The organism is Xenorhabdus miraniensis, from assembly GCF_002632615.1.
Genome location: NZ_NITZ01000028.1, coordinates 13,033 through 39,334 on the forward strand (window position 1 = coordinate 13,033; position 26,302 = coordinate 39,334).

The 26,302-nt window shown below is 41.9% G+C and carries 19 protein-coding genes and 1 riboswitch; of the genes, 9 read left to right on the top strand and 10 right to left on the bottom strand.

From position 1 onward, the window contains the following. Both yebF and Xmir_RS19090 read right to left on the bottom strand, forming a co-directional pair. Positions 1-372 carry a protein YebF gene (gene yebF / locus Xmir_RS19085; protein WP_099115698.1) on the bottom strand — a complete coding sequence of 124 codons (372 nt, stop codon included), beginning with the start codon at positions 370-372 and terminating at the stop codon, positions 1-3. Positions 373-473: 101 nt separating this feature from the next. Next, a complete protein-coding gene (locus Xmir_RS19090) occupies positions 474-656 on the bottom strand; it encodes a YoaH family protein (RefSeq protein WP_047962880.1) in 183 nt (60 codons plus the stop codon). A gap of 149 nt (positions 657-805) precedes the next feature. On the opposite strand from Xmir_RS19090, the gene pabB reads away from it, so the two are divergent. From pabB to Xmir_RS19105, 3 genes are all read left to right on the top strand, one after another. Then, the gene (pabB, locus tag Xmir_RS19095) at positions 806-2,176 is read left to right on the top strand and encodes an aminodeoxychorismate synthase component 1 (protein ID WP_099115699.1); all 1,371 of its coding nucleotides are present in this window, start codon (positions 806-808) and stop codon (positions 2,174-2,176) included. Further along, on the top strand, positions 2,173-2,742 hold the full coding sequence (locus Xmir_RS19100) for a CoA pyrophosphatase (protein WP_099115700.1): 570 nt from the start codon (positions 2,173-2,175) through the stop codon (positions 2,740-2,742). The genes pabB and Xmir_RS19100 overlap by 4 nt, the downstream gene beginning before the upstream one ends. A 169-nt stretch (positions 2,743-2,911) precedes the next feature. Next, positions 2,912-4,276 carry an L-serine ammonia-lyase gene (locus Xmir_RS19105; protein WP_099115701.1) on the top strand — a complete coding sequence of 455 codons (1,365 nt, stop codon included), beginning with the start codon at positions 2,912-2,914 and terminating at the stop codon, positions 4,274-4,276. A gap of 131 nt (positions 4,277-4,407) precedes the next feature. Here Xmir_RS19105 and Xmir_RS19110 read toward each other — a convergent pair whose 3' ends face one another. Both Xmir_RS19110 and Xmir_RS19115 read right to left on the bottom strand, forming a co-directional pair. Beyond that, entirely contained in the window at positions 4,408-5,595 is a 1,188-nt protein-coding gene (locus tag Xmir_RS19110; protein ID WP_099115702.1) for an FAD-dependent monooxygenase, read from the bottom strand. Next, positions 5,592-12,791 carry an amino acid adenylation domain-containing protein gene (locus tag Xmir_RS19115; RefSeq protein WP_099115703.1) on the bottom strand — a complete coding sequence of 2,400 codons (7,200 nt, stop codon included), beginning with the start codon at positions 12,789-12,791 and terminating at the stop codon, positions 5,592-5,594. Before Xmir_RS19115 ends, Xmir_RS19110 begins: the two co-directional genes overlap by 4 nt. Before the next feature lie 1,111 nt (positions 12,792-13,902). Here Xmir_RS19115 and manX point away from each other — a divergent pair. The 5 genes from manX (at position 13,903) to mntP (ending at position 18,132) form a co-directional block, all read left to right on the top strand. Then, complete coding sequence (manX, locus tag Xmir_RS19120; protein ID WP_099115704.1) at positions 13,903-14,868, top strand: PTS mannose transporter subunit IIAB; 966 nt, start codon at positions 13,903-13,905, stop codon at positions 14,866-14,868. Positions 14,869-14,951: 83 nt separating this feature from the next. Then, positions 14,952-15,752: a PTS mannose/fructose/sorbose transporter subunit IIC gene (locus Xmir_RS19125; protein ID WP_047962887.1), complete on the top strand. Its 801-nt coding sequence runs from the start codon at positions 14,952-14,954 to the stop codon at positions 15,750-15,752. A 13-nt stretch (positions 15,753-15,765) separates the two neighbouring features. Further along, positions 15,766-16,614: a PTS mannose transporter subunit IID gene (locus tag Xmir_RS19130; protein ID WP_099115705.1), complete on the top strand. Its 849-nt coding sequence runs from the start codon at positions 15,766-15,768 to the stop codon at positions 16,612-16,614. A gap of 110 nt (positions 16,615-16,724) precedes the next feature. Further along, the gene (locus Xmir_RS19135; protein WP_099115706.1) at positions 16,725-17,183 is read left to right on the top strand and encodes a DUF986 family protein; all 459 of its coding nucleotides are present in this window, start codon (positions 16,725-16,727) and stop codon (positions 17,181-17,183) included. Between the two features lie 156 nt (positions 17,184-17,339). After that, a riboswitch (yybP-ykoY riboswitch) is annotated at positions 17,340-17,499 on the top strand. A 48-nt stretch (positions 17,500-17,547) separates the two neighbouring features. Then, a complete protein-coding gene (gene mntP, locus Xmir_RS19140; RefSeq protein ID WP_145956933.1) occupies positions 17,548-18,132 on the top strand; it encodes a manganese efflux pump MntP in 585 nt (194 codons plus the stop codon). A gap of 62 nt (positions 18,133-18,194) precedes the next feature. On the opposite strand, the gene rlmA is transcribed toward mntP, so the two are convergent. Beyond that, entirely contained in the window at positions 18,195-19,010 is an 816-nt protein-coding gene (gene rlmA / locus Xmir_RS19145) for a 23S rRNA (guanine(745)-N(1))-methyltransferase (RefSeq protein ID WP_099115707.1), read from the bottom strand. A gap of 231 nt (positions 19,011-19,241) precedes the next feature. On the opposite strand from rlmA, the gene Xmir_RS19150 reads away from it, so the two are divergent. Next, the gene (locus tag Xmir_RS19150) at positions 19,242-19,796 is read left to right on the top strand and encodes a GNAT family N-acetyltransferase (RefSeq protein WP_099115708.1); all 555 of its coding nucleotides are present in this window, start codon (positions 19,242-19,244) and stop codon (positions 19,794-19,796) included. A gap of 17 nt (positions 19,797-19,813) precedes the next feature. Here the strand turns inward: Xmir_RS19150 and uhpC are convergent, their stop codons facing one another. The 5 genes from uhpC to Xmir_RS19175 all read right to left on the bottom strand — a co-directional run bounded on the left by uhpC (position 19,814) and on the right by Xmir_RS19175 (position 25,747). Further along, positions 19,814-21,157: an MFS transporter gene (gene uhpC, locus Xmir_RS19155; RefSeq protein ID WP_099115709.1), complete on the bottom strand. Its 1,344-nt coding sequence runs from the start codon at positions 21,155-21,157 to the stop codon at positions 19,814-19,816. 9 nt (positions 21,158-21,166) lie between these two features. Next, a complete protein-coding gene (gene uhpB, locus Xmir_RS19160; RefSeq protein ID WP_099115710.1) occupies positions 21,167-22,690 on the bottom strand; it encodes a signal transduction histidine-protein kinase/phosphatase UhpB in 1,524 nt (507 codons plus the stop codon). After that, the gene (gene uhpA, locus Xmir_RS19165) at positions 22,690-23,298 is read right to left on the bottom strand and encodes a response regulator transcription factor UhpA (protein WP_099115714.1); all 609 of its coding nucleotides are present in this window, start codon (positions 23,296-23,298) and stop codon (positions 22,690-22,692) included. Before uhpA ends, uhpB begins: the two co-directional genes overlap by 1 nt. 140 nt (positions 23,299-23,438) lie before the next feature. Next, a complete protein-coding gene (gene uhpT / locus Xmir_RS19170) occupies positions 23,439-24,815 on the bottom strand; it encodes a hexose-6-phosphate:phosphate antiporter (RefSeq protein ID WP_099115711.1) in 1,377 nt (458 codons plus the stop codon). Between the two features lie 305 nt (positions 24,816-25,120). Continuing rightward, positions 25,121-25,747: a hypothetical protein gene (locus Xmir_RS19175; RefSeq protein ID WP_099115712.1), complete on the bottom strand. Its 627-nt coding sequence runs from the start codon at positions 25,745-25,747 to the stop codon at positions 25,121-25,123. Positions 25,748-26,302 lie beyond the last annotated feature (555 nt).

Below are 26,302 nucleotides of genomic sequence, written 5' to 3' on the forward strand. Positions count from 1 at the left end.
TTACTTTACTTCACTATAATTGATAGTTTCTTTTTGGCAATCAATTGTGACATTGTAACTTTTGTCTTTTTTTGAACCACGGACAATAAGTGGAACCTGTAATGCGTTTTCATCACCAGTAATATCGTTGACATTTACCCATGCAATTGGTTTTGACGTTCCGAGTTGCTTTCTGTCCTCATTCCAGCGATTAATGCGGTTTTGTAAAAAATCTTGCTTAACCTGCGCTGCAACTTGATCTTTGGTTAAGTTTTTACAAGAAATAAACTTGGCTACGCGCTCATTCTCAACGGCTGTCGCCGTAAATGACACAGAAAGCAACACCCCTGCACTCAATAACCCAATTCGCTGAATAAACTGACTTGTCTTCATATTACCTCCTATTACCATCCAAATAATATGGATTAAAAGTTGCGATAAATTAACATGTCGCAGAAAGTAATTATGTGATTTTTGTTAAAAACACGTTGCGACTATTTTTCGTCGTCCTCAAACAGAACATGGATCTGTTCATTATTCTGATGTTTTTCGCGCAATTCCTGAGCAACGATGGCAATAGCTTCCCCACTTCCCATTCCTTCTGAAATGAGCTGATGGATCCTTTCTACAGCAACTTGCTGCTCTTCATGGGATAATGCTGGCATACCTGAAAACATAGTTATAACCTCAAACCTGACATAACAATTAATGGCAACCGAAGATTATAATCTTTTTTATCTCAAGTCAGGAGTAGGATTCTGTGATAATCTCCGCGAGTTAATATGTTATTTATCGTGAATTGCCAACCGCCAACACTGATTCCATCATGAAAATTGCACTACAAAAACGACAATTACCTTATTCTCCCGATCTCGCTACCCACTATTTTGCACCTGTTTCTGCATCTCCCTGGGCAATGTTGTTACATTCAGGAGCCGCCGAACATCCACATAATCGATTTGATATTTTAGTCGCCGAGCCAGTGACAACATTTGTTACTCATGGAGAATCTACAGAAATAAATCATGATGGCGAAACGTCCTTTTCTCAGGAAGATCCTTTCTTTTTATTAAAAAAATCCCTTCAAGCCTGTCATATCACCCCGCAATTTGATCCTGACTTACCTTTTCAGGGAGGAGCATTAGGACTCTGGGGATACGATCTTGGACGACGGATTGAAAAGTTGCCGACAATCGCTGCCAATGAACTAGATTTTCCTGATATGGCTATTGGCATCTATGATTGGGCGTTAATTATCGACCACCAGCAACAAAAAGCGACTTTACTGAGTTATCACGATATCGATAAGCGTTTGGCATGGTTAGAATCACAGAGGGAAAAAAAGAATAACCCCTTTTCCCTGACAAGTCATTGGCACGCCAATATGACAGAACAGCAATACCACGAAAAAATCGCCCATATCCATCGTTATCTGCGGGATGGTGATTGCTATCAGGTCAATTTATCACAACGTTTCCATGCTGATTATCAGGGAGATGAATGGCAGGCATTCATTCAACTTAATGAAAGTAATCGGGCGCCTTTTTCTGCCTTTATCCGCTTACCTGAACACTGCATTATCAGCGTTTCACCTGAACGTTTTATTTTACTGGAAGATAAGCAAATCCAGACTCGCCCAATCAAAGGAACATTGCCACGATTGCAAGACCCCGCAGAAGATCAATTACAGGCTGAAAAATTAGCGAATTCACGAAAAGATCGCGCTGAAAACCTGATGATTGTAGATCTATTGAGAAATGACATTGGCCGGGTTGCCCGCCCCGGTTCGGTCAAAGTTCCTGAATTATTTGTTGTCGAGCCTTTTCCGGCCGTACACCATCTGGTCAGTACCATTACAGCAAAGTTGCCTGATGAGTATCATGCCACCGATTTACTTCGTGCCTGTTTTCCGGGAGGTTCTATTACCGGAGCGCCCAAAATACGCGCGATGGAAATCATTGAAGAACTGGAACCACACCGCAGGCATGGATATTGCGGGGCTGTTGGCTATATTAGTTTCTGCGGTACAATGGACAGCAATATCACTATCCGAACCTTACTGACAGAAAAAGGAAAAATTTACTGTTGGGCTGGAGGTGGTATCGTCGCAGATAGCATTGCTGAAAAAGAGTATCAGGAAACATTTGATAAACTCGGGCGAATTTTACCTCAATTAGGAGAGCTTCACATACCATGACTTCGCTTTCTGACTTCATTCATCGGTTTCAATTACAACTTCCTTCTCAATCTCCGCATTTAGCGGGGAATCAACGGAATGCTGCGGTATTACTTCCGATTATATGTAAGCCAGAACCAACGCTTTTATTGACTCAACGCTCCCAGAATCTTCGTTCTCATGCGGGCCAAATTGCTTTTCCAGGCGGAGCTGCTGACCCTGAAGATCGTTCACTTATCGCCACCGCTTTGCGGGAAGCCGAAGAAGAAGTCAACCTTCCGCAAGACAAGGTACAGATCCTGGGGCAATTAGCCCCTTTGGATAGCAGCGGGGGTTATCGTGTTACTCCAGTCATTGGGCTAATCTCCACTCCGGTTTCTTTTCGAACCAATCCAGCAGAGGTGGCAAAAGTTTTTGAGGTTCCGCTGTTTGATGCACTTTCCCTATCTCACTACCGGCATCTGGACATAAAACGTCGCAATCAACATCACCGCGTCTATTTTTATTGGCACCAAGAGCAAATGATTTGGGGATTAACCGCAGCCATTATTTATCGGCTTGCACAACAAGTTCAAAAAATATTCTGAATAGAACATAAAATGCCATAAAACTGTGCATTACTTATCCATAATCATATCAATTGCTATTATAATTAAAAAAAAACTGTAAACTCCTTTATCAACACTACTAAATAACAGTAAAGTAGCGCGCTTTAATATAAATAACTATATCTCTTTCTTCTTAAAGGAGTCTGGCGTGATTAGCGTTTTCGACATGTTTAAGGTGGGTATTGGCCCATCCAGCTCTCATACTGTTGGTCCTATGAAAGCAGGAAAACAATTTGTCGATGATCTTGTAAACCAGGGGGTAATGTCCTCTATCACGCGTGTAGCTGTTGATGTATACGGCTCACTTTCATTAACCGGGAAAGGTCACCATACGGATATCGCTATCATCATGGGTTTGGCAGGTAATATGCCAGCAACTGTTGATATTGATTCAATTCCGGGTTTTATACGTGATGTTGAGCAAACTCAACGTTTGCCACTGGCAAATGGTTTACATGAAGTCGATTTTCCTCGCGATGGCGGTATGAACTTCCGTAGCGATAATCTGTCACTGCACGAAAACGGTATGCAAATTCATGCGTTCGCTGGTGATGAAAAAATCCACAGCAAAACCTACTACTCTATCGGTGGTGGTTTTATTGTTGATGAAGAACATTTCGGCAAGCCACCACAGGATACTAAACCTGTTTCTTACCCGTACAGTTCAGCAGCAGAACTTCTGATGAACTGTAACAAAACAGGTTTGTCCGTTTCTGGCTTGATGATGAAAAACGAATTAGATTTGCACAGCAAAGAAGAGATTGCTGAGTATTTCGCCGATATATGGGCAACCATGCAAGCCTGTATTGATCGCGGCCTGAACACAGAAGGTGTATTACCTGGCCCATTGCGCGTCCCTCGTCGTGCAGCAGCATTGCACCGTATGCTGACATCATCTAACAAATTATCCAATGACCCAATGAATGTTGTTGATTTAATCAATATGTTTGCATTGGCCGTCAATGAAGAAAATGCCGCGGGTGGTCGTGTTGTTACCGCACCAACCAATGGCGCATGTGGTATCGTGCCAGCCGTTCTGGCCTATTACAACCACTGCATTGAACCAGTAACACCGGAACTGTACACCCGTTATTTCCTGGCTTCTGGTGCAATCGGCATTTTGTATAAAATGAATGCTTCTATTTCTGGCGCTGAAGTCGGCTGTCAGGGAGAAGTTGGTGTTGCCTGTTCAATGGCTGCTGCCGGTCTTGCTGAATTACTGGGTGCAAGCCCTGAGCAAGTGTGCATTGCAGCAGAAATTGGCATGGAGCATAACCTCGGCCTGACTTGTGACCCTGTTGCAGGACAGGTGCAGGTTCCATGTATTGAGCGTAACGCAATTGCTTCAGTCAAAGCGATTAACGCCGCTCGCATGGCACTTCGCCGTACCAGCGAACCCCGTGTTTCGCTCGATAAGGTTATCGAGACCATGTATGAAACAGGTAAAGATATGAACGCGAAATATCGTGAAACTTCACGTGGTGGTTTGGCGATAAAAGTTCAGTGTGATTAATATAAAACATCACTTATTCTTTCAGGGATAAGTGATATTGTTAGCTGTTTTTCACGATATTAACCTCAGCCCTGCCGAAATACTGAAACGGCGGGATGAGGTTATATAAAGTGTCCTGATTTTACGAGTTACTACTCAGCGACGACGGCCTCGGTATCAAAGTCTCCGGTAGAAAAACTTAATGATCTTTCGAGATTTTCCCTGAGTTTTGCCGTTGGTACAAACCGTAAGGACAGCTCCCTCTTCAAACAATGAAAGAAACGATCTTCCTGTTCAACTTCACTCAGCATTCTTGAAGCATTAACTAACATTTCCGCCCTTGGAAGACGAGTTTTTTCGTATTGACGCAGAGCAGAAATTGGATCTGACTGCTGCTTAAATACATGCCCCAAAACCGCGGCATCTTCGATAGCCATACCCGCACCCTGACCAAGGCTTGTCAGCATAGGATGCGCCGCATCTCCCAAAAGAGTGATTCGGCCTTTTCCCCAGAGAGGTGAAAAAGGTCTATCTTGTGCCGGAACAGCAATGATATCTTCGGGTGGCGTTTGCTGGATGATATCAGAAACAATAGCTGGCCATCCCTGGTAATACGCCAGGATATCTTTAGTATTTCCTTGCCAGTTATGGGTCTGTTCAGTACACATATTCGCAGTCCCCCACCAATAGACTTCACCATCACCCACATCGATCAAACCGATCCGTTTCCCTGCCCCCCAATAATGGCCAACGTAACCCGGTGTGATCTGCGGATGTTGATAGCGGGTAATAGCTAACCAACAGATATAATCGGCTGAACGAACAGGTTTGTTCCCTTGAACATAGTCACGGACAAAAGAGTAAATCCCATCAGCACCAATAAGCAAATCTCCATGTGTTTCCTTGCCATCAGCAAAACGGACAGAAACACCATCGTCATTCTCGGTAATTCCGGTGACCTTAGCGCCGACATGGATAATATTCTTATCAAGCTGCTGTAGCAGAGCTTCCTGCAATGCCTTACGAGATATACAAACACTATCGAATCCGTTAGAAGACGAGATTTCAGGTATTGGTAAGCTACGTATCAAACGATCTTTAACGTTCCTGATTTCAAAACGTTTAACTGGAGCACCAAAGTGCTCCAATTTCAGATTAATACCAATTGAGGATAAGGCAGCAACCGCATTGGACATCACAGATAAACCTGAGCCTACTGTACGTAAAGTGGGTGCTTGTTCATAAACTTCAACACAATGGCCAATCTTCCGTAACACGATAGCAGCAGTTAGCCCACCAATACCGGCTCCGACTATAATCACTTTTAATGGACGATTCATACTTTCTCCGAAACTAACAATACTTGTTCTTTAGAGAATTCACTCATTTCCCTAAGGATAACTTGTGCAACTTCTGCCACATACGGCTCTTCCATAATCTCTAAATGATCACCGGGTACATCAATGACATTGATATAACCCGCTGTTTTACCTTCCCAGCCATTTTTAGGATCACGATACTCACTTCTTATCGCATCATGCATAGAGCGTAGTACTTCGGGTAATGGACGCGTTGCATGTAATAAAGTCATATTGATATCTGCTTTGTAAGCAGCATAATCCGCAGCGGCTTTCCAATTGGTCTTATACACATCAAATAATCGTTGTACGACAGCACGAGAACTGCCTTGTGGAATTGCGCCTGTGGCAATGGCATGCTCCGTAATATATTCAAATCGTTCCTGCAAAGAAGTCATCTGTTCCGGCACAATCTGCTCAGGGAGAGTCGCCCCTTCATTAACCCACAGTAATTCCCAGAAAAACCATCGTAATAGCGCTTCCTCATTCACTTTTCCCTGAGAGTTCGTGTTAAGCGCAACCGTGTCTAAGACAAAAAGATTTGCCACTTCTTCCCCATGCTCTTTCAACTGACGTGCCATCTCAAATGCGACAAAGCCGCCATAAGACCAACCGCCGATTGAATATGGGCCATATGGCTGGATTTGGCGTATGGCTTCCAAATAATTTGCCGCTTGTTCTTGCACACTGGCTAATGGCATAGATCCCGCATCCACTCCGTGAGCCTGCAAGGCATAGAAAGGTTGATCCTCGGGGAAATGCTTCACTAGCCGTAAATAGGACAAGACATTTCCCCCCATTGGATGAACAAAAAACAATGGCCGTTTATGACCCGTAGTACGCATGGGGACAAGAGGACTGAATTTGGGATATCCGCCTTTTTCTCTGACATGTGTAGCTAACTGTGCGACAGTCGGATTACTAACGAAAAGAGACAAAGGAATGCTGATACCGAAATATTTTTCTACCAGAACGACCATTCTCATGGCTGTCAATGAAGTACCACCGATATCAAACAAATTTTGATGAACAGATAAGCCGGGTATTTTCAGCAAGTCCGCCGCCAAATCACACAATACTTGTTCATAGTTGTCTCGCGGAGCAATATCCCCTACAGCATTATGTCCATGTGTGATCCGCATACTGCGTAACGCCGCATCATCACGTTTCCCACTCGGGGTCTTGGGCAGTGAATCCAACCACTCTATTTGAGAAGGAATCATATGCTTAGGCAGAGTTTCAGCCAAATGTTGCTGTACACGTACAGTAAATACTTCGTTCTTTTCCCCGATCAGGAATGCGACCAAGAAACCATCACTTTCACCGTGCCGTTGAACGACGACCGCAACATCTTTCAATATTTCATCAGCACCGGGCGTACTCGATACGGCTAATTCTATTTCTGCCAATTCAATGCGATAACCACGGACTTTAACCTGTGTATCCTTGCGTCCTAAACAGAGAATATTGCCATCTTTAAGCTTCACGCCCAGATCACCCGTACGATACAGTGGCTCATCACTGCCTTTGAACATAATAAAGCGCTCTGCGGTTAATTCTGGCTGACGATAATAACCCAGTGCGACAGGTAAACCGCGAGCATAAATTTCACCTTGTTCACCAGAAGCCACTTCTTGTAATTGACTGTTCAGGAGCACGATATCTGAGTTGTTGATACTTTTACCAATGGGTGGAAGCGCAGGGAAAGATGTCGGATCACCTTGCATTGTAAATGCGGTAATGACATGAGTTTCTGTGGGGCCATACTGATTCTCAAGGATACCGTTATTTATTTGTCCAATAAACAGGCGAATATCTTCGGTAACCCGAAGTTGCTCACCGGATGAAATGACAACTTTCAGATTTTTCGGGTAAGTGCCCAATGCTACGGCTGTTTCGGCTAATTGCTGAAGTGCAACATAAGGCAGGTAGATCCTCTCTATTTGATATGTCTCGATAATACGCAGTAACTGCAAAGGGTCACGTCGTTCATCTTCACTAATAAGGTGTAATTCGCCACCAGAAGTCAATGTAGAGAAAATTTCCTGAAATGAAACGTCAAAACTCAGAGGCGCATACTGCAAGGTAGAACGAATATTCTTACCAGTATGAGTATCATTCTGCCAGGTAACCAAATTCGACAGGCTACGATGCGGCATTGCTACGCCTTTGGGCTTGCCCGTTGAACCTGATGTAAACAGTAAATAAGCCAACTGTTCAGGGAGTATTTCTATATCGGGTACACGCATATTTCCGTTTATCAACGTGTCCGCTCTCATTGTCGGGATTGTCACTACGTTGAGTAACGTATCAGATTTACCATCAACAATAGCCAGTATCGGCTGAGCCTGTTCCACCATAGCTTCAATACGCTGAGCCGGATAACTCAGATCCAATGGTAAACAGGCTCCCCCCGCTCTCATCACACCAATCAGTGATGCAACAAGTGTCGGAGAACGCTCAAGAGCAATAGCGACAGGTGTATTCTGAACAACCCCCTCAGAAATCAGCGCGGAAGCAATTTTCCCAGACTCTGACCATAGTTTTTCATAACTCCATTGCAGGCCGTGATAACGAATCGCTATTGCATCAGGTTGCTCCTGTACATTTTTCGCAATCATAGCCAGCGTTGAGATGAATTCCTGAGATGGTATTTCCTTGCTTCTCGGTGTGAGCGGCTGGCTCAGGGTTGCCCGTTGATCACCACTACTGACCATTCTGTTCAATAGGGTCATATAGGTGTCCATGTAAGTATCAGCCTGCACTTGTGAGAAAACATTACCATCAAAATCGCATCGTAAATAATTTTGACCTGTGATGAAGTCAGTCATGACATTGAGTAATACTTCAAAGTTAGTTTCTTCCCACGGATCGAATGCGATAAGAGACAAATCAGGGCCGCCAAATACTTCGGATAATACGTGGAAGTGAATGTAATTGAATGCGGAATTTATTTTTGCCCCTTCGCCTGCCACCTGTTGGATAGCATTAAGTGGATATTTACGGTATGGCGCATGGCGCTGTTCAGCACTAAATACAGAATGAATACACTCTTTCCATGTTTTGTCAGCCAGAGAGAAACGCACGGGTAATGTATTAAGAAACAAGCCTAATGTTTGCTCTGAATTCTGTGCATCAGGCCTGCCATGGGTAACCAACCCCGTCGCGATTTCACCTTGATTCGTAAACATAGCTACAGTTAAACAATGTGCAGCAAAGAAAACCGATTTAATTGACACATTTTCTTGCTGTACCAGAGTTTTCAGCTTGGTTTCAATTTCTTCTGGAATGATGACCTTTTTTGTGAAAGTCTGATTTTTCGGCAAACTTTCGTACAACCGGTATCCGGGGAATTGCGTTCGGGGGAGTCCATTAAACATTTCTTTCCAGAACTCGCTGTGTCCCTGATCTTGTAATGCGTGAAGCTCATCCTGTATATATAGCGCAGGTGATGGGAGTACATCCGTCTCAGAAAAATACATACCATCATTAAGGTAACGAGAGAATAATTCACGCACCAAATTTGCCACACTACCCCCATCCAGAATGGCATGATGGAAACTAAATACCATCTCTATAGCCTCTGCGGTTCTGAACAAACAGATGTGATACAAAGGCGCACAATCAAAATGGTAGTCCTGACGACTTCTTCTTTTCATGCACTCTTTAATAAGTTGTTCAGACTCAATCAATGGCAATAAGCTAACATCTTGAATCACTACTGCATGGTCAAGATCGATACTGCGATTAATGACTTGCAAGGGCTCGCTGAAATCAGCCAAGTTAAAGTGTGAACGAAGAGCAGGATGGCGTTGGATAGTTGCTGCTACACTTTTACGGAAAATTTCAGGTTTCCACTCTCCTTTCAGCGTATAGCGGAAAACATCCTTATAAGTGCCTGAGCTTTTGCTCTGCTGGCTATGATATATCAGGCCAAGTTGGAGTTGGGTTGCCGGGAATGCGTCAGCATATTGAGAAAGTTTCGCACGCTCTTTTTCTTTGATCAGTGCAAAGGGCGGTAACTCATTGACTTTTTGAGCCTTATGACCGGTGTCAATTTGTTGGCCCAACTCGGCTATCGTCAAATGTTGTGACAACTCAGAAAGAGTCACATTCATTCCCGCCTTTTCAGCTTCAGAACGCACTTTCAGCATTAAGATGGAATCACCTCCTAATGTGTAAAAATTATCCTGCACACTGAGTTTTTCAATCTTTAATACCCGTTTCCAAATTTCTGATAATTTATACTCAGTTTCAGTCTGAGCATTATCATGGCAACTCGAAACTTCTGTTTTCACCAATGCACTAAGAGCGCCACGGTCAACTTTACCGTTTGGGGTAAGAGGAATAGAGGGAACCTGAAAAAATTTCAGTGGAACCATGAAATCGGGTAAAAATTCCAGTAAAGTTTCACGTAATTTCTCAGATGTAAGGCTCTGGTTATTGGTGGCACTTGGGTTATTGATAACACTTGGGTTATTAATAACATAGTATGCACAAAGATAAGTATCACCATTATTATTCTTCTGTGGTAAAACTTCAGCTTGGGTAATTTCAGGAATACGTTCGAGCGTGTTTTGCACTTCCCCCAATTCAATGCGGTTCCCTCTGATCTTCACCTGATTATCAATTCTTCCTAAATATTCGATGCTACCGTCAGATAACCACCTTGCTAAATCTCCTGTGCGATACCAGCGCTGCTCTCCATCCCAAATGAATTTCTCGTCAGTTAATTCTGGCTTATTGTGATAACCACGGGCTAATCCAATACCGCTGATCTGCAACTCACCCGCAATGCCGATTGGCTGTCGGGTGTCATGCTGAGACATAATTCTCAGTGAAATATTGTTGATCGGAAAACCAATGGGGACGCGGTTGATAACATCGTTATGTTCAGGAAGAAACTCGAAATACGATACATCTACGGTGGCCTCTGTTGGGCCATACAGATTGATCAGAGCCGGTGCATTTAAACCAAAAGTGGAAAAGATTTTACGGAACTGATTAACCCGCGTAGGAGGAAGTGCTTCACCGCTGGTGAACACACGGCGCAGGCTGGTTAATTTGACCACTAATTCAGGTTCAGCCTCCAAAATATCTAAGAAAGGCTGGAGCATAGAGGGAACAAAGTGCAATGTAGTCACATTATGCAGACTGATTGCTTTTATTATTTCCAATGGATCTTTGTGAGCACCGGGTGGCAATAAGTGGACAGCAGCCCCAGAAATAGACCACCAAAACAATTCCCAAACAGAGACATCGAATGAAATCGGTGTTTTTTGTAGTATCACATCGGTACTATCCAGTGGATAACGTTCCTGCATCCACTCAATCCGATTTACCGCTGAATAATGATCGATCATAACTCCTTTAGGTTGCCCGGTGGAGCCTGATGTATAAATCATATATGCCAGAGAATCTGCTGTAGATAAATTGGGCTGTTTTACATTTTCTTGAGCGGAAATGTTATTACCATCAATGACAATATAAGATTTAGCGATTAAAGACTGATTAGCTTTGTCGGATATGATGACTTCGACACCACTATCATTCAGCATATAATCAATCCGCTCTTGCGGATAATTGGGATCGATAGGCAGATAAGCCGCGCCTGCTTTTAATACAGCAAAAATAGCTGTAAGCATATCCGTACTGCGATCCATTAAGATTGCAACGATATCTCCTTTCCGCACGTTCTCTTTCAGTAACACCGTAACCATATTGTCTATGCAGGTTTGGAACTGAGTATAAGTCAGCGTGGGTTGCTCGCCAGAATTTGCGATAGCGACTGCGTTTCCGTGTAATGAAACCTGAGTATCAAATAACCTTGATAAAGTCTCTTGTTTCGAGAATTCTGCAATGGGCCCTTGCTCAAAAAGAGCCAATTGAGCCACTTCTTCCGCCGAAGAGAGATTCACTTCCGAGACAGTTTGTGTTGGTGATGCAATAAATTGTTCGATAATACGCACTAAGGAAGCGGTAAGGGTTTCAAATGTATAATTTTCATCGAAAATATCGACAGCTCCGGCGATGTCAATAGTGATATCATTATCCTTCCCATCAGTACAGATATAGATCGCTATTGCATCATCTTCATGAGCCGGTGCATAGTTACCTTCACTTTTATAGGTATAACAGGAAGCACCTACGGTGGGAAATCGGTTATAAGATACAGTGACATCGAAACACCGACGTTTTGTTGTTCCCATAGACTTAAGCAAACGCCCGAGCGGGATATGCTCAAACGTTTTCAGTTTTGTGGTGTCTGTTTTAATACGAGCCGCCAGATCAATAAGAGTATCATCTTCTTCTACCGCAACAGCAAGTGGCAGCGTATTAGCCCAATGACCAGCCATATCAAGTTGACTATTGCGGCGGTTGAGTAAAGGAACGCCTATTGTTATCTGGGTGCTATTATGTAACCGTGACAATAAAATAGCTACCGCAGACATAATAACTTGGTAGGGATTAATTCCTTGAGATATCGCTTTTGCAACCTCAGACTTAGCCAATATATATCGGTGGCGCATGAAGCGAGAAAGATTACTTTTCTTTCCACGATTAAAAAAAACGGGCTCATTGCATTGTGTAAATTCAGCCAGCTCTGTTATTTGCTGTTCTATTTCCGGCTGTGACAAAGTTATTTCTTGTTCAATTACTGCTGAAATATACCTCTCATAATTTCTATACAACATTCCTTGATTAAGATCATTGTTTTGGTAGAAATGTAGAATTTTTTCTGCTAATTGGTTTATTCCCCAGCCATCACAAATAATATGGTGAACACGAATAAAAATAGCAGTGCCGTCATTTTGTAGATTTCGTAACAGAGCAATCTCAATGAGCGATTTGTCATTCAGATTAAAAACTCGCTCTGACCATTTACTGAAAAGTACAGTAATGTCTTCATTTTTGGCATCAATGACTTTCACTTGATTAACTGCCATATCTTGTATTTGCTGACCCAACACTCCTGCTTGTTCAACGATACGCAATTGGCATGCAACATCTTGATTAATAAAATCATTAACTGAATTAAGAAGTTTTTCAAAGTTAATATTTTCTTTTAATATCCTCGCTATGGATATAGTGAACTGACCGCTTTCTGGATTACGTTGGGTTTCATAGTATATTTCTTTTTGATACTGAGTAAGAGGTACAACTTGTAATCTGTTCATAACTATTCACATCATGATTAGGGCGTTTAATTTTATTCATTACATTTCCTTGGCACAATAATTACACTTTCCTTAGTACAATATTTGTTAATTTGCATTGCATTGCGTCATTTATTAGCATGTCTTAGTAATGAACAACAGAAAATAATTTATAATTGGCAGTTCTGATTAATAAGTGCAATTTTTCAGAAGGGCAATCAATCTCTATAGCAGGCATCTTTCCCACCAAAGGAAAATGCGCCATGATCTATAGACAATTGACTGAAACAAAAAGATACCAGATTTTCAATTTAAAAAAAGAAGGATTTTCACAATATGCCATTGCTGAATCACTCAATTGAAATCCATCAACCATCAGCAGGAAATTGAAGAGAAATAAGTAGGCTCAGGAATTTTATCCTGAAAAGGCTCAGCTTAATGTATTAACTCACCATCATTTTTCTAAAAAAGCAGTAAAAATTATACCAGAGATATAAAATCCTCCCGCAGCCAATTCATCATACAGAGCCTGCAAGATATGGCCTTTATCTCCATAGATATGCCCCGTGAATCCTTTCACCAACGATTTGGCGATCATCTGTATTTTTTACTACCCATTTTCGACGAACAGCTCCCCACAATTATTGATATACCAAATTCTAGTTGAAACAATATCCCTACCATTTGGTAGTGATATTTTTTGGCTGAAACGGATCACCAAAGCACATTATTTTCTATTTTATTGTAAAAACATCACAATTTTTTTATGCAAAGATTAACAAAATGTTACCGGAAACAGTTTAAAACACCAAAAATACAATAAAAACCAAAATAAAAATCCAATATTTAAAATAAAAATATATAAAATCTCGTTTTTAACTATCAAAACAGCCTATCTTAATTTTTCTGACTGATAGCAATTTTCTTGAAGGTTTCAAATGATAATCTAACGACATATTTTCTTATGTAACGAAATATAAAACCGTAAGAAATGAAATATTGAGATAGATTCTCGATAAGGTTTCATGTTTGCAACTATCATGTTTATTGATAGGGAATGAAATACATTAGAAATATTGAGTGTGAGCTTACAGTAGGCCTGAGTTCAATTGTTACAGAAAGGGGAAAACAAGTGAGTATAGCCATTATGATTGGCACGCATGGGGCTGCAGCAGAACAACTGCTTCATACTGCAGAGATGTTGATTGGAGAACAGGAGAACGTTTCTTATATCGACTTCGTACCCGGTGAAAATGCCGATACATTATTCGATAAGTACAACAAAAAACTGGAATCGCTCGATACAGAACAAGGGGTTTTGTTTTTTGTCGATACTTGGGGCGGTAGCCCATTCAATGCTGCAAACCGTATTGCCGTCGATAAAGACAACTACGAAATAATCACGGGCGTAAACGTCCCGATGTTGGTTGAAGCCTTCATGTGCCGTGACGACGATCCATCAATGGAAGAATTGGTTGCTGTTGCATTAGAAACAGGGAAAGAAGGCATCCGGGCCCTGAAAACCGAACAAACTGAAGAACCCGCAAAACCTGAACCCGTTAAACAGGCAGCGCCTGCCGTAACACCAATCTCAGCGCCTGCTGCGGGCGGCCATATGAAGATAGCTCTCGCACGTATTGACGATCGCCTTATTCACGGTCAAGTTGCTACCCGTTGGACGAAAGAAACCAACGTCAAGCGTATTATTGTTGTCAGCGATGAAGTTGCTCAAGATACCGTACGTTCTACTTTGTTGAAACAAGTCGCACCTCCGGGCGTCAGTGCACACGTCGTGGATGTTGCCAAGTATGTTCGTGTTTACAACAACCCTAAATATGCGGGTGAGCGCGTCATGCTGCTATTCACCAACCCGACAGATGTCCTGCGCATTGTAGAAGGAGGAGTCACTCTCGAATCCGTAAATATCGGTGGTATGGCTTTCCGTCAGGGAAAAACCCAGATCAACAACGCGATTTCTGTTGATAATACTGACATTGAAGCCTTTGGAAAACTGAGTTCTCATGGCATCGAACTTGAAGCTCGCAAAGTCGCCAGTGATACCCGTTTAAATATGATGGATCTGCTGAAAAAAGTTTAAAAACAAAAACAGATATCATTTTATTAACCATTACTCAATAACAAAATTCTTACCAAATTACATTTGGTTACAGGAGAAAAACAATGGAAATTACCGTTGTTCAACTTGTGTTGATATTCATCGTTGCCTGTATCGCAGGCATGGGATCTATTCTTGATGAATTTCAATTTCACCGGCCATTAATTGCCTGTACATTAGTCGGCTTAGTGCTTGGCGATATGAAAACCGGCATCATCATCGGCGGTACACTGGAAATGATTGCGCTTGGCTGGATGAATATCGGTGCGGCAGTCGCCCCTGATGCAGCTTTGGCCTCCATCATTTCAACTATTCTGGTCATCGCAGGCGGGCAAGATGTTGGTGCCGGTATCGCACTGGCGATCCCACTGGCTGCGGCAGGACAGGTTCTGACCATTATCGTTCGTACTCTGACTGTTGGTTTCCAGCACGCAGCAGATAAGGCGGCAGAAAACGGTAATCTTCGTGCAATCAGCATCATTCATATTTCAGCCCTGATGTTACAGGCTATGCGCATTGCCATCCCTGCTCTGATTGTTGCGATATCCGTAGGAACCTCTGAAGTTCAGAACATGCTGAACTCCATCCCACAAGTCGTTACCAGTGGCCTGAATATCGCCGGTGGCATGATCGTGGTGGTTGGTTATGCAATGGTAATTAACATGATGCGCGCTGGTTATCTGATGCCATTCTTCTACCTTGGTTTCGTCACTGCCGCTTTCACTAATTTCAACCTGGTTGCATTAGGTGTCATTGGTATCGTTATGGCAATTCTGTATATCCAGCTTAGCCCTAAATACAACCAATCACAGGCAGCCGCTCCTGCTGGCAATACCTCAAACGACCTTGATAACGAATTAGATTAAGAGGATAAACAATATGTCAGAGACAAAAAATATGGGTCAGAAAAAACTGACGCAAAGCGATATTCGCGGTGTTTTCCTCCGTTCTAACCTCTTTCAGGGTTCATGGAACTTTGAACGCATGCAAGCGCTCGGTTTCTGCTTCTCAATGGTACCTGCCATTCGTCGCCTGTACCCAGAGAATACCGAAGAAAGGAAACAAGCTTTAAAGCGACATATGGAATTCTTTAATACTCACCCTTATGTTGCAGCTCCTATTCTTGGTGTCACCATGGCAATGGAAGAACAGCGTGCCAACGGAGCCGACATTGATGACGGCGCTATCAACGGTATCAAGGTTGGTTTGATGGGGCCTTTGGCTGGTGTAGGTGACCCAATTTTCTGGGGAACTGTACGCCCAGTATTCGCCGCCCTTGGTGCCGGTATTGCCATGAGTGGCAGCCTGTTGGGTCCTATTCTATTTTTCTTTCTGTTTAATTTGGTACGTTTGCTCACCCATTACTTCGGGATAGCTTATGGCTATAAGAAAGGCCTGGATATCGTTAAAGATATGGGCGGTGGCTTCTTGCAGAAAATGACGGAAGGAGCGTCAATTCTGGGCTTATTTGTCATGGGAGCCTTGGTCAATAAATGGACGAAAGTCAATATTCCGCTAGTGGTTTCAGAAGTTCCCGATCCACTCACTGGCGAAATAAAAGTGACTACCGTCCAAACAATCCTGGATCAATTAATGCCTGGCCTGATGCCATTATTGCTGACATTCGGCTGTATGTGGCTACTGCGGAAAAAAGTCAATCCTCTGTGGATAATCGTGGGCTTTTTCATTCTGGGTATCGTCGGTTTCCGCTTTGGTTTCCTTGGCTAAATTTGCTTTTTTTGTACCATTTCAATATATGGGGAGGCAGGACCTCCCCATTCTTACAAAAACAAGAATACTGTAAAGCGTCCATTCGCAACAAAAAATAGGGACTAAAAATGAGCTTGAATGATATCATCTTGATAATTTTGATTGTGTTAATGCTCGCTTTTGCAATTTATGATGAATTTATTATCAATCAGCTCAAAGGTAAGACGCTGTTAAATATAAAACTTAAAAGAAAGCAGCGGATTGATGCCCTGATCTTCATCTTTTTAATCGGAATTGTTATTTACAATAATGTCACATCTCATGGCAGTCAATTCACTACCTATTTATTATCATTTATCATCTTAGTAACGTTATATTTAGGTTATATTCGCTCACCGAAATTAATATTTAAAGCACAAGGCTTCTATCATGCTTATCGCTTTTTCCCTTATGAAAGTATTAAGGCAATGAATTTATCTGAAGATGGTATTCTCATGATGGAGTTAGAACATAATAAAATATATATCTCTGTCACAAAATGTGATGATCTGGAAAAAATTTATCAATTCCTTGTGAATAACAAATAATCTTCCCCCTTACTTTAAACCCATATAGATTAAATAAGACCAACGCAAATTATTGGTCTTATTTTTTTACCCCAGAAAAGGTAATGATAACCATTATCAGTTCTATATCAAAAATATAATGAAATTTTTTGCCTTTTATTCTGAATATGATATTGTCCGGTTCAGTCATTGGGGAGTAGCCTGTTCCAGACAGTTTCTGGAAAATTCGTATCAACATGCTCGTTTAAAATAAAACGTGGTGCGAATGCCTAAAGAGCCAAACAAAGAGGCTCTGAATGGTTGGCAAGACCATAGACACATAGCTGCACCATGGGTTGGGGGTGACGTTGTGTGTATATGGAATCACCCAACCGAGGCTATTTTGATGAATTTCTATGCAACACTTATTCTCGCACTAGCACTTTCCATGGATGCTTTTGCCGCAGCAGTCGGAAAAGGAGCCTCTCTGCACCGCCCTCATTTTCGTGAAGCTATCCGCACTGGCATTATCTTTGGCCTGGTTGAAACCTGCACCCCTTTAATTGGTTGGGGATTGGGCCTGTATGCCAGCCAATATATTATGGAATGGGATCATTGGATCGCCTTTTCATTATTGTTCATTCTTGGCTGCCGAATGATTATTGAAAGCTTCAAGCATGAACCTGAAACGCCTCGTAAAACCACACGTCAACGCCATAGTTCAGTGGCATTGGTTCTCACTGCTATTGCAACCAGTCTGGATGCCATGGCAATTGGTGTCGGTCTTGCCTTCTTGCAAGTTGATATTCTACATACCGCCATGACAATCGGGCTGATGACCATGATTATGGCGACACTGGGAATGCTAATAGGCCGTTATATTGGCCCTCTATTGGGTAAACGTGCTGAGTTAATTGGTGGGTTAGTATTAATTTGCATTGGCTTTAATATATTATTCGAGCATCTTCAATTAGTTATGTATGCTGAATAATCTCTTCCCTGGAGTAAATAAATTTTTATTTACTCCAGAAGACGAATATAAGATTATTGCTATCAAATACGTCGGTATACTTTCAATGTGAAATCTGCTTCACAATTAAAGCTATCTTTCGACAACAAATCAGCTTTAATTTCTTCCGAGGCCCGCCAGGCAAAAGGAGTCATTTGCAATAAATTATGGGCTTGTTCACCATCCAATGACATTGGATAAACCAGCGTTTGCGTCGAAATTAAATCAAATCCTTCCCATTGCTCATGGTTTTCAGGATGCAAATGCACTTCCTGATAAATCAGCTCCTTCAATTGATACAAATGACGTGGGCCTGGCGTCACTGTCAAAACAATACCATGTGGTTTCACTACGCGAGCTAATTCTGTTGCTTTACAGGGGGCATAAATCCGCAAAATGCCATCCATTGCACTGTCTGCAAATGGCAATCGGTGGCTGGATGCCACGCAGAAATTAACATTGGAATAACGTCTTGCGCCATAACGAATCGCTACCTTCGCCACATCCAGTCCATATACTGTCAGGTTACGATGATGACTTAACTGTTTCTGTACCGCAGCCGTGTAATAACCTTCACCACAACCGATATCCAGCAGTGTTTCAGCTTCTTCCGGTAAATATTCATTAAGCAGCTCAATCGCTTTTTGTTGCAATGCCCAATAATGGCCAGAATGCAAAAATGCCCTTCTTGCTTGCATCATCTCCACACTATCACCCGGTTCTTTTGAACGCTTATGCTGAACGGGCATCAAATTGACGTACCCTTCTTTTGCACAATCAAATTGATGGTTGTTTTCACAGCGCCATTGATGATGAGCAAACAATAATGGCAAGTGGCATAAAGGACATTGATAAGACATAACATTCCGATAGGTAGGAAAAATTCAGGGGGAGCTACTATACCATAATTTTTATCCCATAGTTTTTATCCCATAGTTTTATATGCCATGTTTTCATCCTCTATGTTTTACCCCGCTGATGTTTTACCCCGCTATTTTACTGAATTGAAGAATTGAATTGACTATTTTTCACACTGCAATTAATGTCCTTGAAGACCAAATTACAACATTTTTGTTACAATTGGAGGCGTTATGTCAATTGACGATCTAGAAACTGAGCGGCTTCTATTAAAAAAATTAGCGCATAATGATGCGCCTCAAATTCAGCAAAAATTCCCTCATTGGGATATTGTCAAATACTTAGATGGCAGCGCAGTTCCATGGCCTTATCCTGCTGATGGAGCTGAATATTTTGTCAATAAAATCGCTCTGCCTGCCATGCAATCAGGAAAAGCATGGTTATGGTCTATCAGAGCTAAAAAACACCCTGAAGAACTGATTGGTGTGATCGGACTATATGATAGGCAAGATAATAACCGGGGTTTCTGGCTGTCTTTAGACTATCAGGGTCAGGGATTGATGCGCGAAGCCTGTGAAAAAGTTACCGATTATTGGTTTCACACATTGGGGCAATCTGTTCTCAGAACGCAAAAAGCCAGTATTAATCAACGCTCAAAAAATATCTCATCAGCACAAGGAGAAAGATTAATAAGAACGGAAAAAAAACAATATGTGTCAGGAACACATAATTGTGAGTTCTGGGAAATAACCAGAGAAGAATGGTGTAATAGGCATTCCCTTTCTTAATACTGATTTTCAGGCAATCAGTTAGCTCTATGCTCTCCCTTCCCTACGTGCCGGGGAAATTGAGCTTGTAAGAACGGGAGTAATAATAAACCTATCATTACTGCGCAGACAGAAATGGTAATAAATAACCCTGTCCAATAGTAACGCTCCAAAATGACGGCAAAAGGATAGCCAGCAAGAGCGGCGCCTGTATAAGCAAAAAGCCCCACAAAACCCGTTGCAGCACCTGCGGAATCTTTGTGTGAACATTCAGCAGCAGCCATCCCAATCAACAATTGTGGGCCAAAGACAAAAAAACCAATGGTAAAAAAACCGATTGATTGAAAAACCAGACCCGTCATAGGCATCAGCCATAAAGCAGCCACTGACAAAAAAATCCCCATTGCAAATATCAAGTTCATCGGCCCACGATTACCACCAAACACTCTATCTGATCCCCAACCTGCCACCAGCGATCCTATAAATCCACCGATTTCAAACAGGGATAACACCGCATTTGCACTCACCAAATCATAATGGTGATATTCCGTTAAATAGAGGTTTCCCCAATCATTAATCACCGTGCGAACGATGTATACCAACACATAACTAAGCGAAAGCAACCAAATATATTTATTGCGAAAAACATATGTTTTCAGTATTTCTCTGGTAGTTAACCCCTGCCCTTGGCTTTCCTGCATCTTTTCCAAATGATCGTTACGAAACTGACCGATGGTCGGCAACCCCATAGTTGTGGGCTTATCACGTAATCGCCAACATAAAAACAGACCAGCTAAAATGCCCAAACAACCCGGCACAATAAACCCTTCCCGCCAGCTAAAATGCAATGTCAAAAAACTGACAAACAATGCCACCAATGCACTGCCTGCATGATGTGAAGTATTCCATAACGACCACCAGAATCCACGCTCTGAACGAGAGTACCAACTCGTAAGCAGCTTAGCGCATGACGGTGATCCCCATCCCTGAAACCACGCATTTAATATCCAAAGGAAGGTAAACATAACAATCGAGCTGGACAAGCCAAAAAAGATATTGATGATACCTGTGGCAATTAGCCCTATTCCCATGAAATAACGCGGATTAGAACGGTCAGAGATAATGCCGGAAAGAAATTTGGAACAACCATATGTGATGTAAAACAGCGTGCCAATAAGGCCAATCTCACCTTTATCAAGGCCGAGATCAGTTATCATGGCAGGCATCGCATAGTTAAAATTTTTACGGGTAAAATAAAACAGCGCGTAGCCTATATAAAGGCTCAGCATGATATGCAGGCGCCAATAACGGTATTGCTCTCGAATGTCTCCATCAGACAAATGACGTTGATGGATCGGCTTGGATTGAGAAAAAACGGTCATGACTGTATCTTAAAGTTTAGGAAAAATGATTGACAAATCTGTCCCCGAACGAGCCAGACCATCTTGTCGTTTTTCACTATAAATTGAGAACGTTCCACCAAGGGCCTGCACACGTTCCCGCATACCACGTAAACCAAATCCTTTCATATGGTCTTCGGCCTTACAACCAATACCGTTATCTCTGATCAGCAACTTAATCTTTTCCCTGACAGAAAAATGCAGTTCAATATGATTGGCTTGAGAATATTTCAGGGCATTATTCAGTGCTTCCTGACAAAGACGATATAATGTGATTTTGGTTGTATCACTCAGTTGCTCAATGGCCACCGCAGAATCTGCTTCCCAGTGAATTTCCACCAATATGTTATGGGATTCAAATTCCATATCCCGCAATAATTGTTCAATGGCTTCTTTCAAGCCAAGATCATCAAGAATTTTAGGACGTAACCGACTAAGCAATCCTTTAGTCGTATCATAAACATTGAGAGATAATGATTCGATAGTTTTGGCGCAGTTAAAACTCACTGGCGTGACTTCGACACGCTGGATAATATTGGCTTGTGTACGAATAGCGGTAATATTCTGACCAATTTCATCATGCAATTCACGGGCAATTTCTCGCCTCACCGATTCTTCTGCTTTGACCAATTGACGGGATAAGCTGTGATTACGATGCAGTTGACGCTTTAACTGCACATTAAGGTCACGCTGACGCTGAACCGCCATCCCCAACATAATACCCGTTAACGTTTGCACTAAAAGCGATAACAGCAGGTCCGTGATCTCCATACTCGAAACGCCACTACGCGCAGCAATCAATGCAATACTGTTCAATAAAGTACCGAGTACAGCACCTTGCCAACCATAACGAAAAGCCAGAAAGATAATCAGGATGGCTAAACAAAATGGGGCAAAGTAGCGCAATTCGTTCGGCAGACCCACCTGCAAGAAAATATTCAGTATAAATAATAAAATACACAGAGTAATGTGACTCGTGCGAAACTGAAGCCGATGTGATACCAGATTGGCGGTCAACGGAAACCAGACTTTTTGGAACAAATAGTGCCATACCAAATAACACAGAGGAATCAACATGACACCACCCGTTAAGCTCACTAAAAAGGCAATAATCAAAACAGGGCTATGATTACTTATCGCCACAACATTAATGAGAGAAGTTACCAGGATCACACTGATCATGACAGCGAATCTCTGCCATTGACTACCAAAATAATAACGGCTGGCAAACCAAACAACCGGGAGACTGGCTATGCTGGCGGTTAATACGGTAAGCCATTGCAGTTGCCCCATTAAGAGCGTCAAACAAACGGTTAGCACCCATTCCGCACCATAAACAGTCGGCCAATAATGCTTGGGAGTATGCAGTACGATACCGAGACGCAAAGAAAAAGGAAAAAATAAAATAGCCAGTTCTGAGTCATTGATAAAATAGTAGGCGATTACCCATAAACAGAACCACCAACAAGAAAACAGCAGCCAACCGCAGAGTGAGTTAATCAGATATCGAGGCATTAAAAATCACTAGTGGCAAAATAATTAGCTAAACCAACGTTATTCGTTACCCCTAACTTACTCATCGCATTAGCGCGATGGACATGCACGGTTTTATGGCTCAACCCCAATTCCGCCGCCACCGCCTTGACATCCATACCACGGGCCAACATTTCTCCTACTTGTCGTTCCCGTTTAGTCAGATGTTCCAATGAAGTTGGATTGCTTTTTGATGAGGTTAATTTGAGCACGATATCCGGTGTAAGATAACAACCATTATTTGCCGTAGTGCGTACTGCCTGAACTAATTCATCCGGGCTACAACGTTTGCTGAGATAACCACGTGCCCCTGCCTTCAAGGCATTTTCCACCATAGTGGCAGAATCATGAACACTCAACATAATACAGGCAATACCCGAAGGAAGATCTTGCAGCAGTGACAACCCACTTTCATCTTTCATCGAAATATCCAGAATACAGATTGTCGCTCCTGAGCCCGGCAACCCTTGTCTGGCTTCAGCACAAGAGCTGAATTCTCCCACCACCTCAATATCAGATTCGAGATTCAGTAATTGGGCGAACCCTGAACGAACAACAACATGATCATCAACTAATGCTACTTTAATCATCATTATTTATTATCAAATTAAGAATCAAACTAAACTACCTTTCTTGGCATGCCTTAGCAATAGATGATGCTTTGGTAAAAGGTGGTGAGAAGATGCTACTGTAGAAACACAGCAGCATCGATACACTTTTTCAGAATGGATTACTGCGCTTTCTTACTTTTTCGGATTTTTCTTTCTTCTGCAATTGCCACAAAAACAAGCAGGCTAAGGCAGACAAAGGCTGAGGCATCCAAGGCAACAAACGTTCCTTTCCAACCCGTCAAACCAAAGACAGGCACACCATCAGCAATCATACCCAAACCGAGTTTGGCAAAGCTGTCACCAATCAAGTAAGCAAACGTTCCTTTAACACCATCAGCAACACTGATCGCTTTTTTCGGTACAAAACCAACAGCCGCCACACCTATCAACAATTGTGGACCAAATACCAGAAAGCCGAGTACAAACAGAGAACCCAAATACATGAACTCACTGGTTGCATGTTGATAAAATTCAAGGCAGACAATAATTAAACCTAGTGAAACACAAGCAACCAGAGCACGACGACCATTTGCCAAATCGGAGAGATATCCCCACATTAGCGTACCGACCAACGCGCCTATTTCGAACATGGTGAAACCCGTGATGGCAGTTTCTTTTGATTGCCCCAATTCCTGATACGCATACACCGTTGACCATTGGTCAATACCAATACGCACGATATAAAGGAAGATATTGGCAAAACAGAGTAACCAAATCACTTTATTCTTTAGGATATATTCAACAAAGATCTCACGTTTGGTCATTTGGTTTTCTTCTGCCGCAATATCTTCTTCGCTAACAGTTTCACCAAATAGTTCTTCTACTTTACCCAAGCCGTAACTTTCTGGGGAATCGCTACCATAGCGCAATCCAATAAAGCCAATGATCAGTGCAATAATAGAAGGAAAAATAAACATCCCTATTACGTGACCATTGAAAAAATAATTGGCACCAAAGAGTGCAACTCCAGCCGCCCCGGCCCCGCCTACGTTATGTGACATATTCCACAAACCAAGATAACTTCCGCGTTTATTGCGGGGAGTCCATTTTGTAATCGTGGAATAGCTGGCCGGTCCCCCGATGCTTTGGAAAAAACCACTTAACGCATAAAATGCCACCATCAGGAAAATGCTGACGCCAGAATTACCCATACTCATACTGAAACCCAACATGGCAAGGCCAGACAGAATCAGCATGAATGGCAAAAATTGTTTGGTATTTTTACCGTCCGCATAGTAGGCAACAACGGTCTTGCCGATCCCATAGGTAATAGAAAACCCTAACCCTATTAACCCCAATTGCGTCATCGACAAACCATAAGTCGAAATCATATCATTTTGGGCAATGTTAAAGTTTTTACGCACCAGATACATGGCCATATAGCCAATAAAAACCACCAGGTACGACTGCATAAAGGGCTTGAACCACATTTTGCGGCGGACTTCCACTGGAAGATCCAGTGTTGGCTTACGAATTTGTTCTAGAATTTTAATCATTTGAAATCCTTGGATAACCACGAGAAGAAGAGCCTTTTTTGATGCAGGTGGAAATAAAAAAGGCAAATCGCAAGAAGCGAAAATTTTCGTTGGTATTGTTATTACTTGGCAGTTTAAGGAACTAGAAACAAATTGGCTTGAGCTGTGGTCTTAGTTGATTTAGGAATATTTCTTAGTTTTGTGCTATTCGAACGTAAAGCGTGAAAAGAATCACACTCTTCTTACACTCAATTTTATCAGGGCATCGCCATGCGGGTTCATCCAGAATATCGATGCCTGTCATATAAGTCTCACCAAACTGTTTTTTAAGTTGGATCGGTTGATCTTTTTGACTTCCAACGATATCTGGGCCAATAGAAACTGAACAGTATCATCAACAGCGTTAACGGAGAGCTACATAGAAAAATGAGACTATTAATAGGCAACCCTCCTTTATCTGAAAGCGCATAAAGCCCTATCGCTTTCAACAAAAACACCAAGATCCAAGCCATAGAAACTTCCTGCCATACTCTGGCATAAAGTGGCGTACCGTAAACAGCAATGGTTTTCAATCTCGGCATAGCTTGTTCTGCCAGTGTTTGCACAACTGGCCTACCCAATAATGAATAAAAACAAAATACGATTATCGTGGAAATAGCCCCACTAACAGACAGAAATACATCTTCTTGCTTGATAGTAAATAGCTTATGCCCATGAATATAAAGATAATGACTCATACCTGATACGAGAATCAACGCAACAACAATTAAAGAACCTTTGGTTTTGCTAATAAATTTAAGAACAAGTGAGTATAAGCCTGTTAGCAACAAAGCAATACCGACACCACCAAATCGAAACGCAATGTTATAAAGCATTATCGGTATAAGAATCGTCATTATCGCATCACGCGATAGTAGATAGCGCCAGATGGAGATAGATTGCTGTTTAGTCATGATTATTCCTTTTTGCAACGTGCTAAGCGAAATGGTAAGTAATATAAACAGAATAAAAAGTATATCCGATAGCAACTAACTTTAATTTATTCATCCATATTGCACTACGCATTTTATCAATTTCATGAAAACGGTTGCATCAATATAATTAAATTCATTATTATTTTTCTCAGTTGTAAATCAATAATTATGGTTACTCGTGATCTTATTCTTTATCCAAGCCCATAATTATAATAGCATTTGTTTTCACCACTAAATACCGAAAAAAAACCACATGCCGATATAATGCGAAGCCACACTGTATTTTTTATTACATAACACATAACCACCATCATAGAAAAATTCCATCATATTCTAAGAGTTAGTAATGAATACCAAAATAATTAATTTAACCCGAATTCTGGATAAGAAGTTGACGAGAAGCCTGTTCCAGGAGCAAAGTTTTGGTGCACACCCAAAAACAGCTCCGAGGTGGAACAGGCTATGGACAAGTTAGTCGAAATTTTCTGTGATGTCGATGATTTTTGCCGTTTTTTCATCCCTCAATGGGAACAA

What these genes read in the sequence shown, in the direction of transcription:
- yebF (WP_099115698.1), bottom strand. Translation starts at nt 372, where the DNA reads ATGAAGACAAGTCAGTTTATTCAGCGAATTGGGTTATTGAGTGCAGGG.
- Xmir_RS19090 (WP_047962880.1), bottom strand. Translation starts at nt 656, where the DNA reads ATGTTTTCAGGTATGCCAGCATTATCCCATGAAGAGCAGCAAGTTGCT.
- pabB (WP_099115699.1), top strand. Translation starts at nt 806, where the DNA reads ATGAAAATTGCACTACAAAAACGACAATTACCTTATTCTCCCGATCTC.
- Xmir_RS19100 (WP_099115700.1), top strand. Translation starts at nt 2,173, where the DNA reads ATGACTTCGCTTTCTGACTTCATTCATCGGTTTCAATTACAACTTCCT.
- Xmir_RS19110 (WP_099115702.1), bottom strand. Translation starts at nt 5,595, where the DNA reads ATGAATCGTCCATTAAAAGTGATTATAGTCGGAGCCGGTATTGGTGGG.
- Xmir_RS19115 (WP_099115703.1), bottom strand. Translation starts at nt 12,791, where the DNA reads ATGAACAGATTACAAGTTGTACCTCTTACTCAGTATCAAAAAGAAATA.
- Xmir_RS19125 (WP_047962887.1), top strand. Translation starts at nt 14,952, where the DNA reads ATGGAAATTACCGTTGTTCAACTTGTGTTGATATTCATCGTTGCCTGT.
- Xmir_RS19130 (WP_099115705.1), top strand. Translation starts at nt 15,766, where the DNA reads ATGTCAGAGACAAAAAATATGGGTCAGAAAAAACTGACGCAAAGCGAT.
- Xmir_RS19135 (WP_099115706.1), top strand. Translation starts at nt 16,725, where the DNA reads ATGAGCTTGAATGATATCATCTTGATAATTTTGATTGTGTTAATGCTC.
- mntP (WP_145956933.1), top strand. Translation starts at nt 17,548, where the DNA reads ATGAATTTCTATGCAACACTTATTCTCGCACTAGCACTTTCCATGGAT.
- rlmA (WP_099115707.1), bottom strand. Translation starts at nt 19,010, where the DNA reads ATGTCTTATCAATGTCCTTTATGCCACTTGCCATTATTGTTTGCTCAT.
- Xmir_RS19150 (WP_099115708.1), top strand. Translation starts at nt 19,242, where the DNA reads ATGTCAATTGACGATCTAGAAACTGAGCGGCTTCTATTAAAAAAATTA.
- uhpC (WP_099115709.1), bottom strand. Translation starts at nt 21,157, where the DNA reads ATGACCGTTTTTTCTCAATCCAAGCCGATCCATCAACGTCATTTGTCT.
- uhpB (WP_099115710.1), bottom strand. Translation starts at nt 22,690, where the DNA reads ATGCCTCGATATCTGATTAACTCACTCTGCGGTTGGCTGCTGTTTTCT.
- uhpA (WP_099115714.1), bottom strand. Translation starts at nt 23,298, where the DNA reads ATGATTAAAGTAGCATTAGTTGATGATCATGTTGTTGTTCGTTCAGGG.
- uhpT (WP_099115711.1), bottom strand. Translation starts at nt 24,815, where the DNA reads ATGATTAAAATTCTAGAACAAATTCGTAAGCCAACACTGGATCTTCCA.
- Xmir_RS19175 (WP_099115712.1), bottom strand. Translation starts at nt 25,747, where the DNA reads ATGACTAAACAGCAATCTATCTCCATCTGGCGCTATCTACTATCGCGT.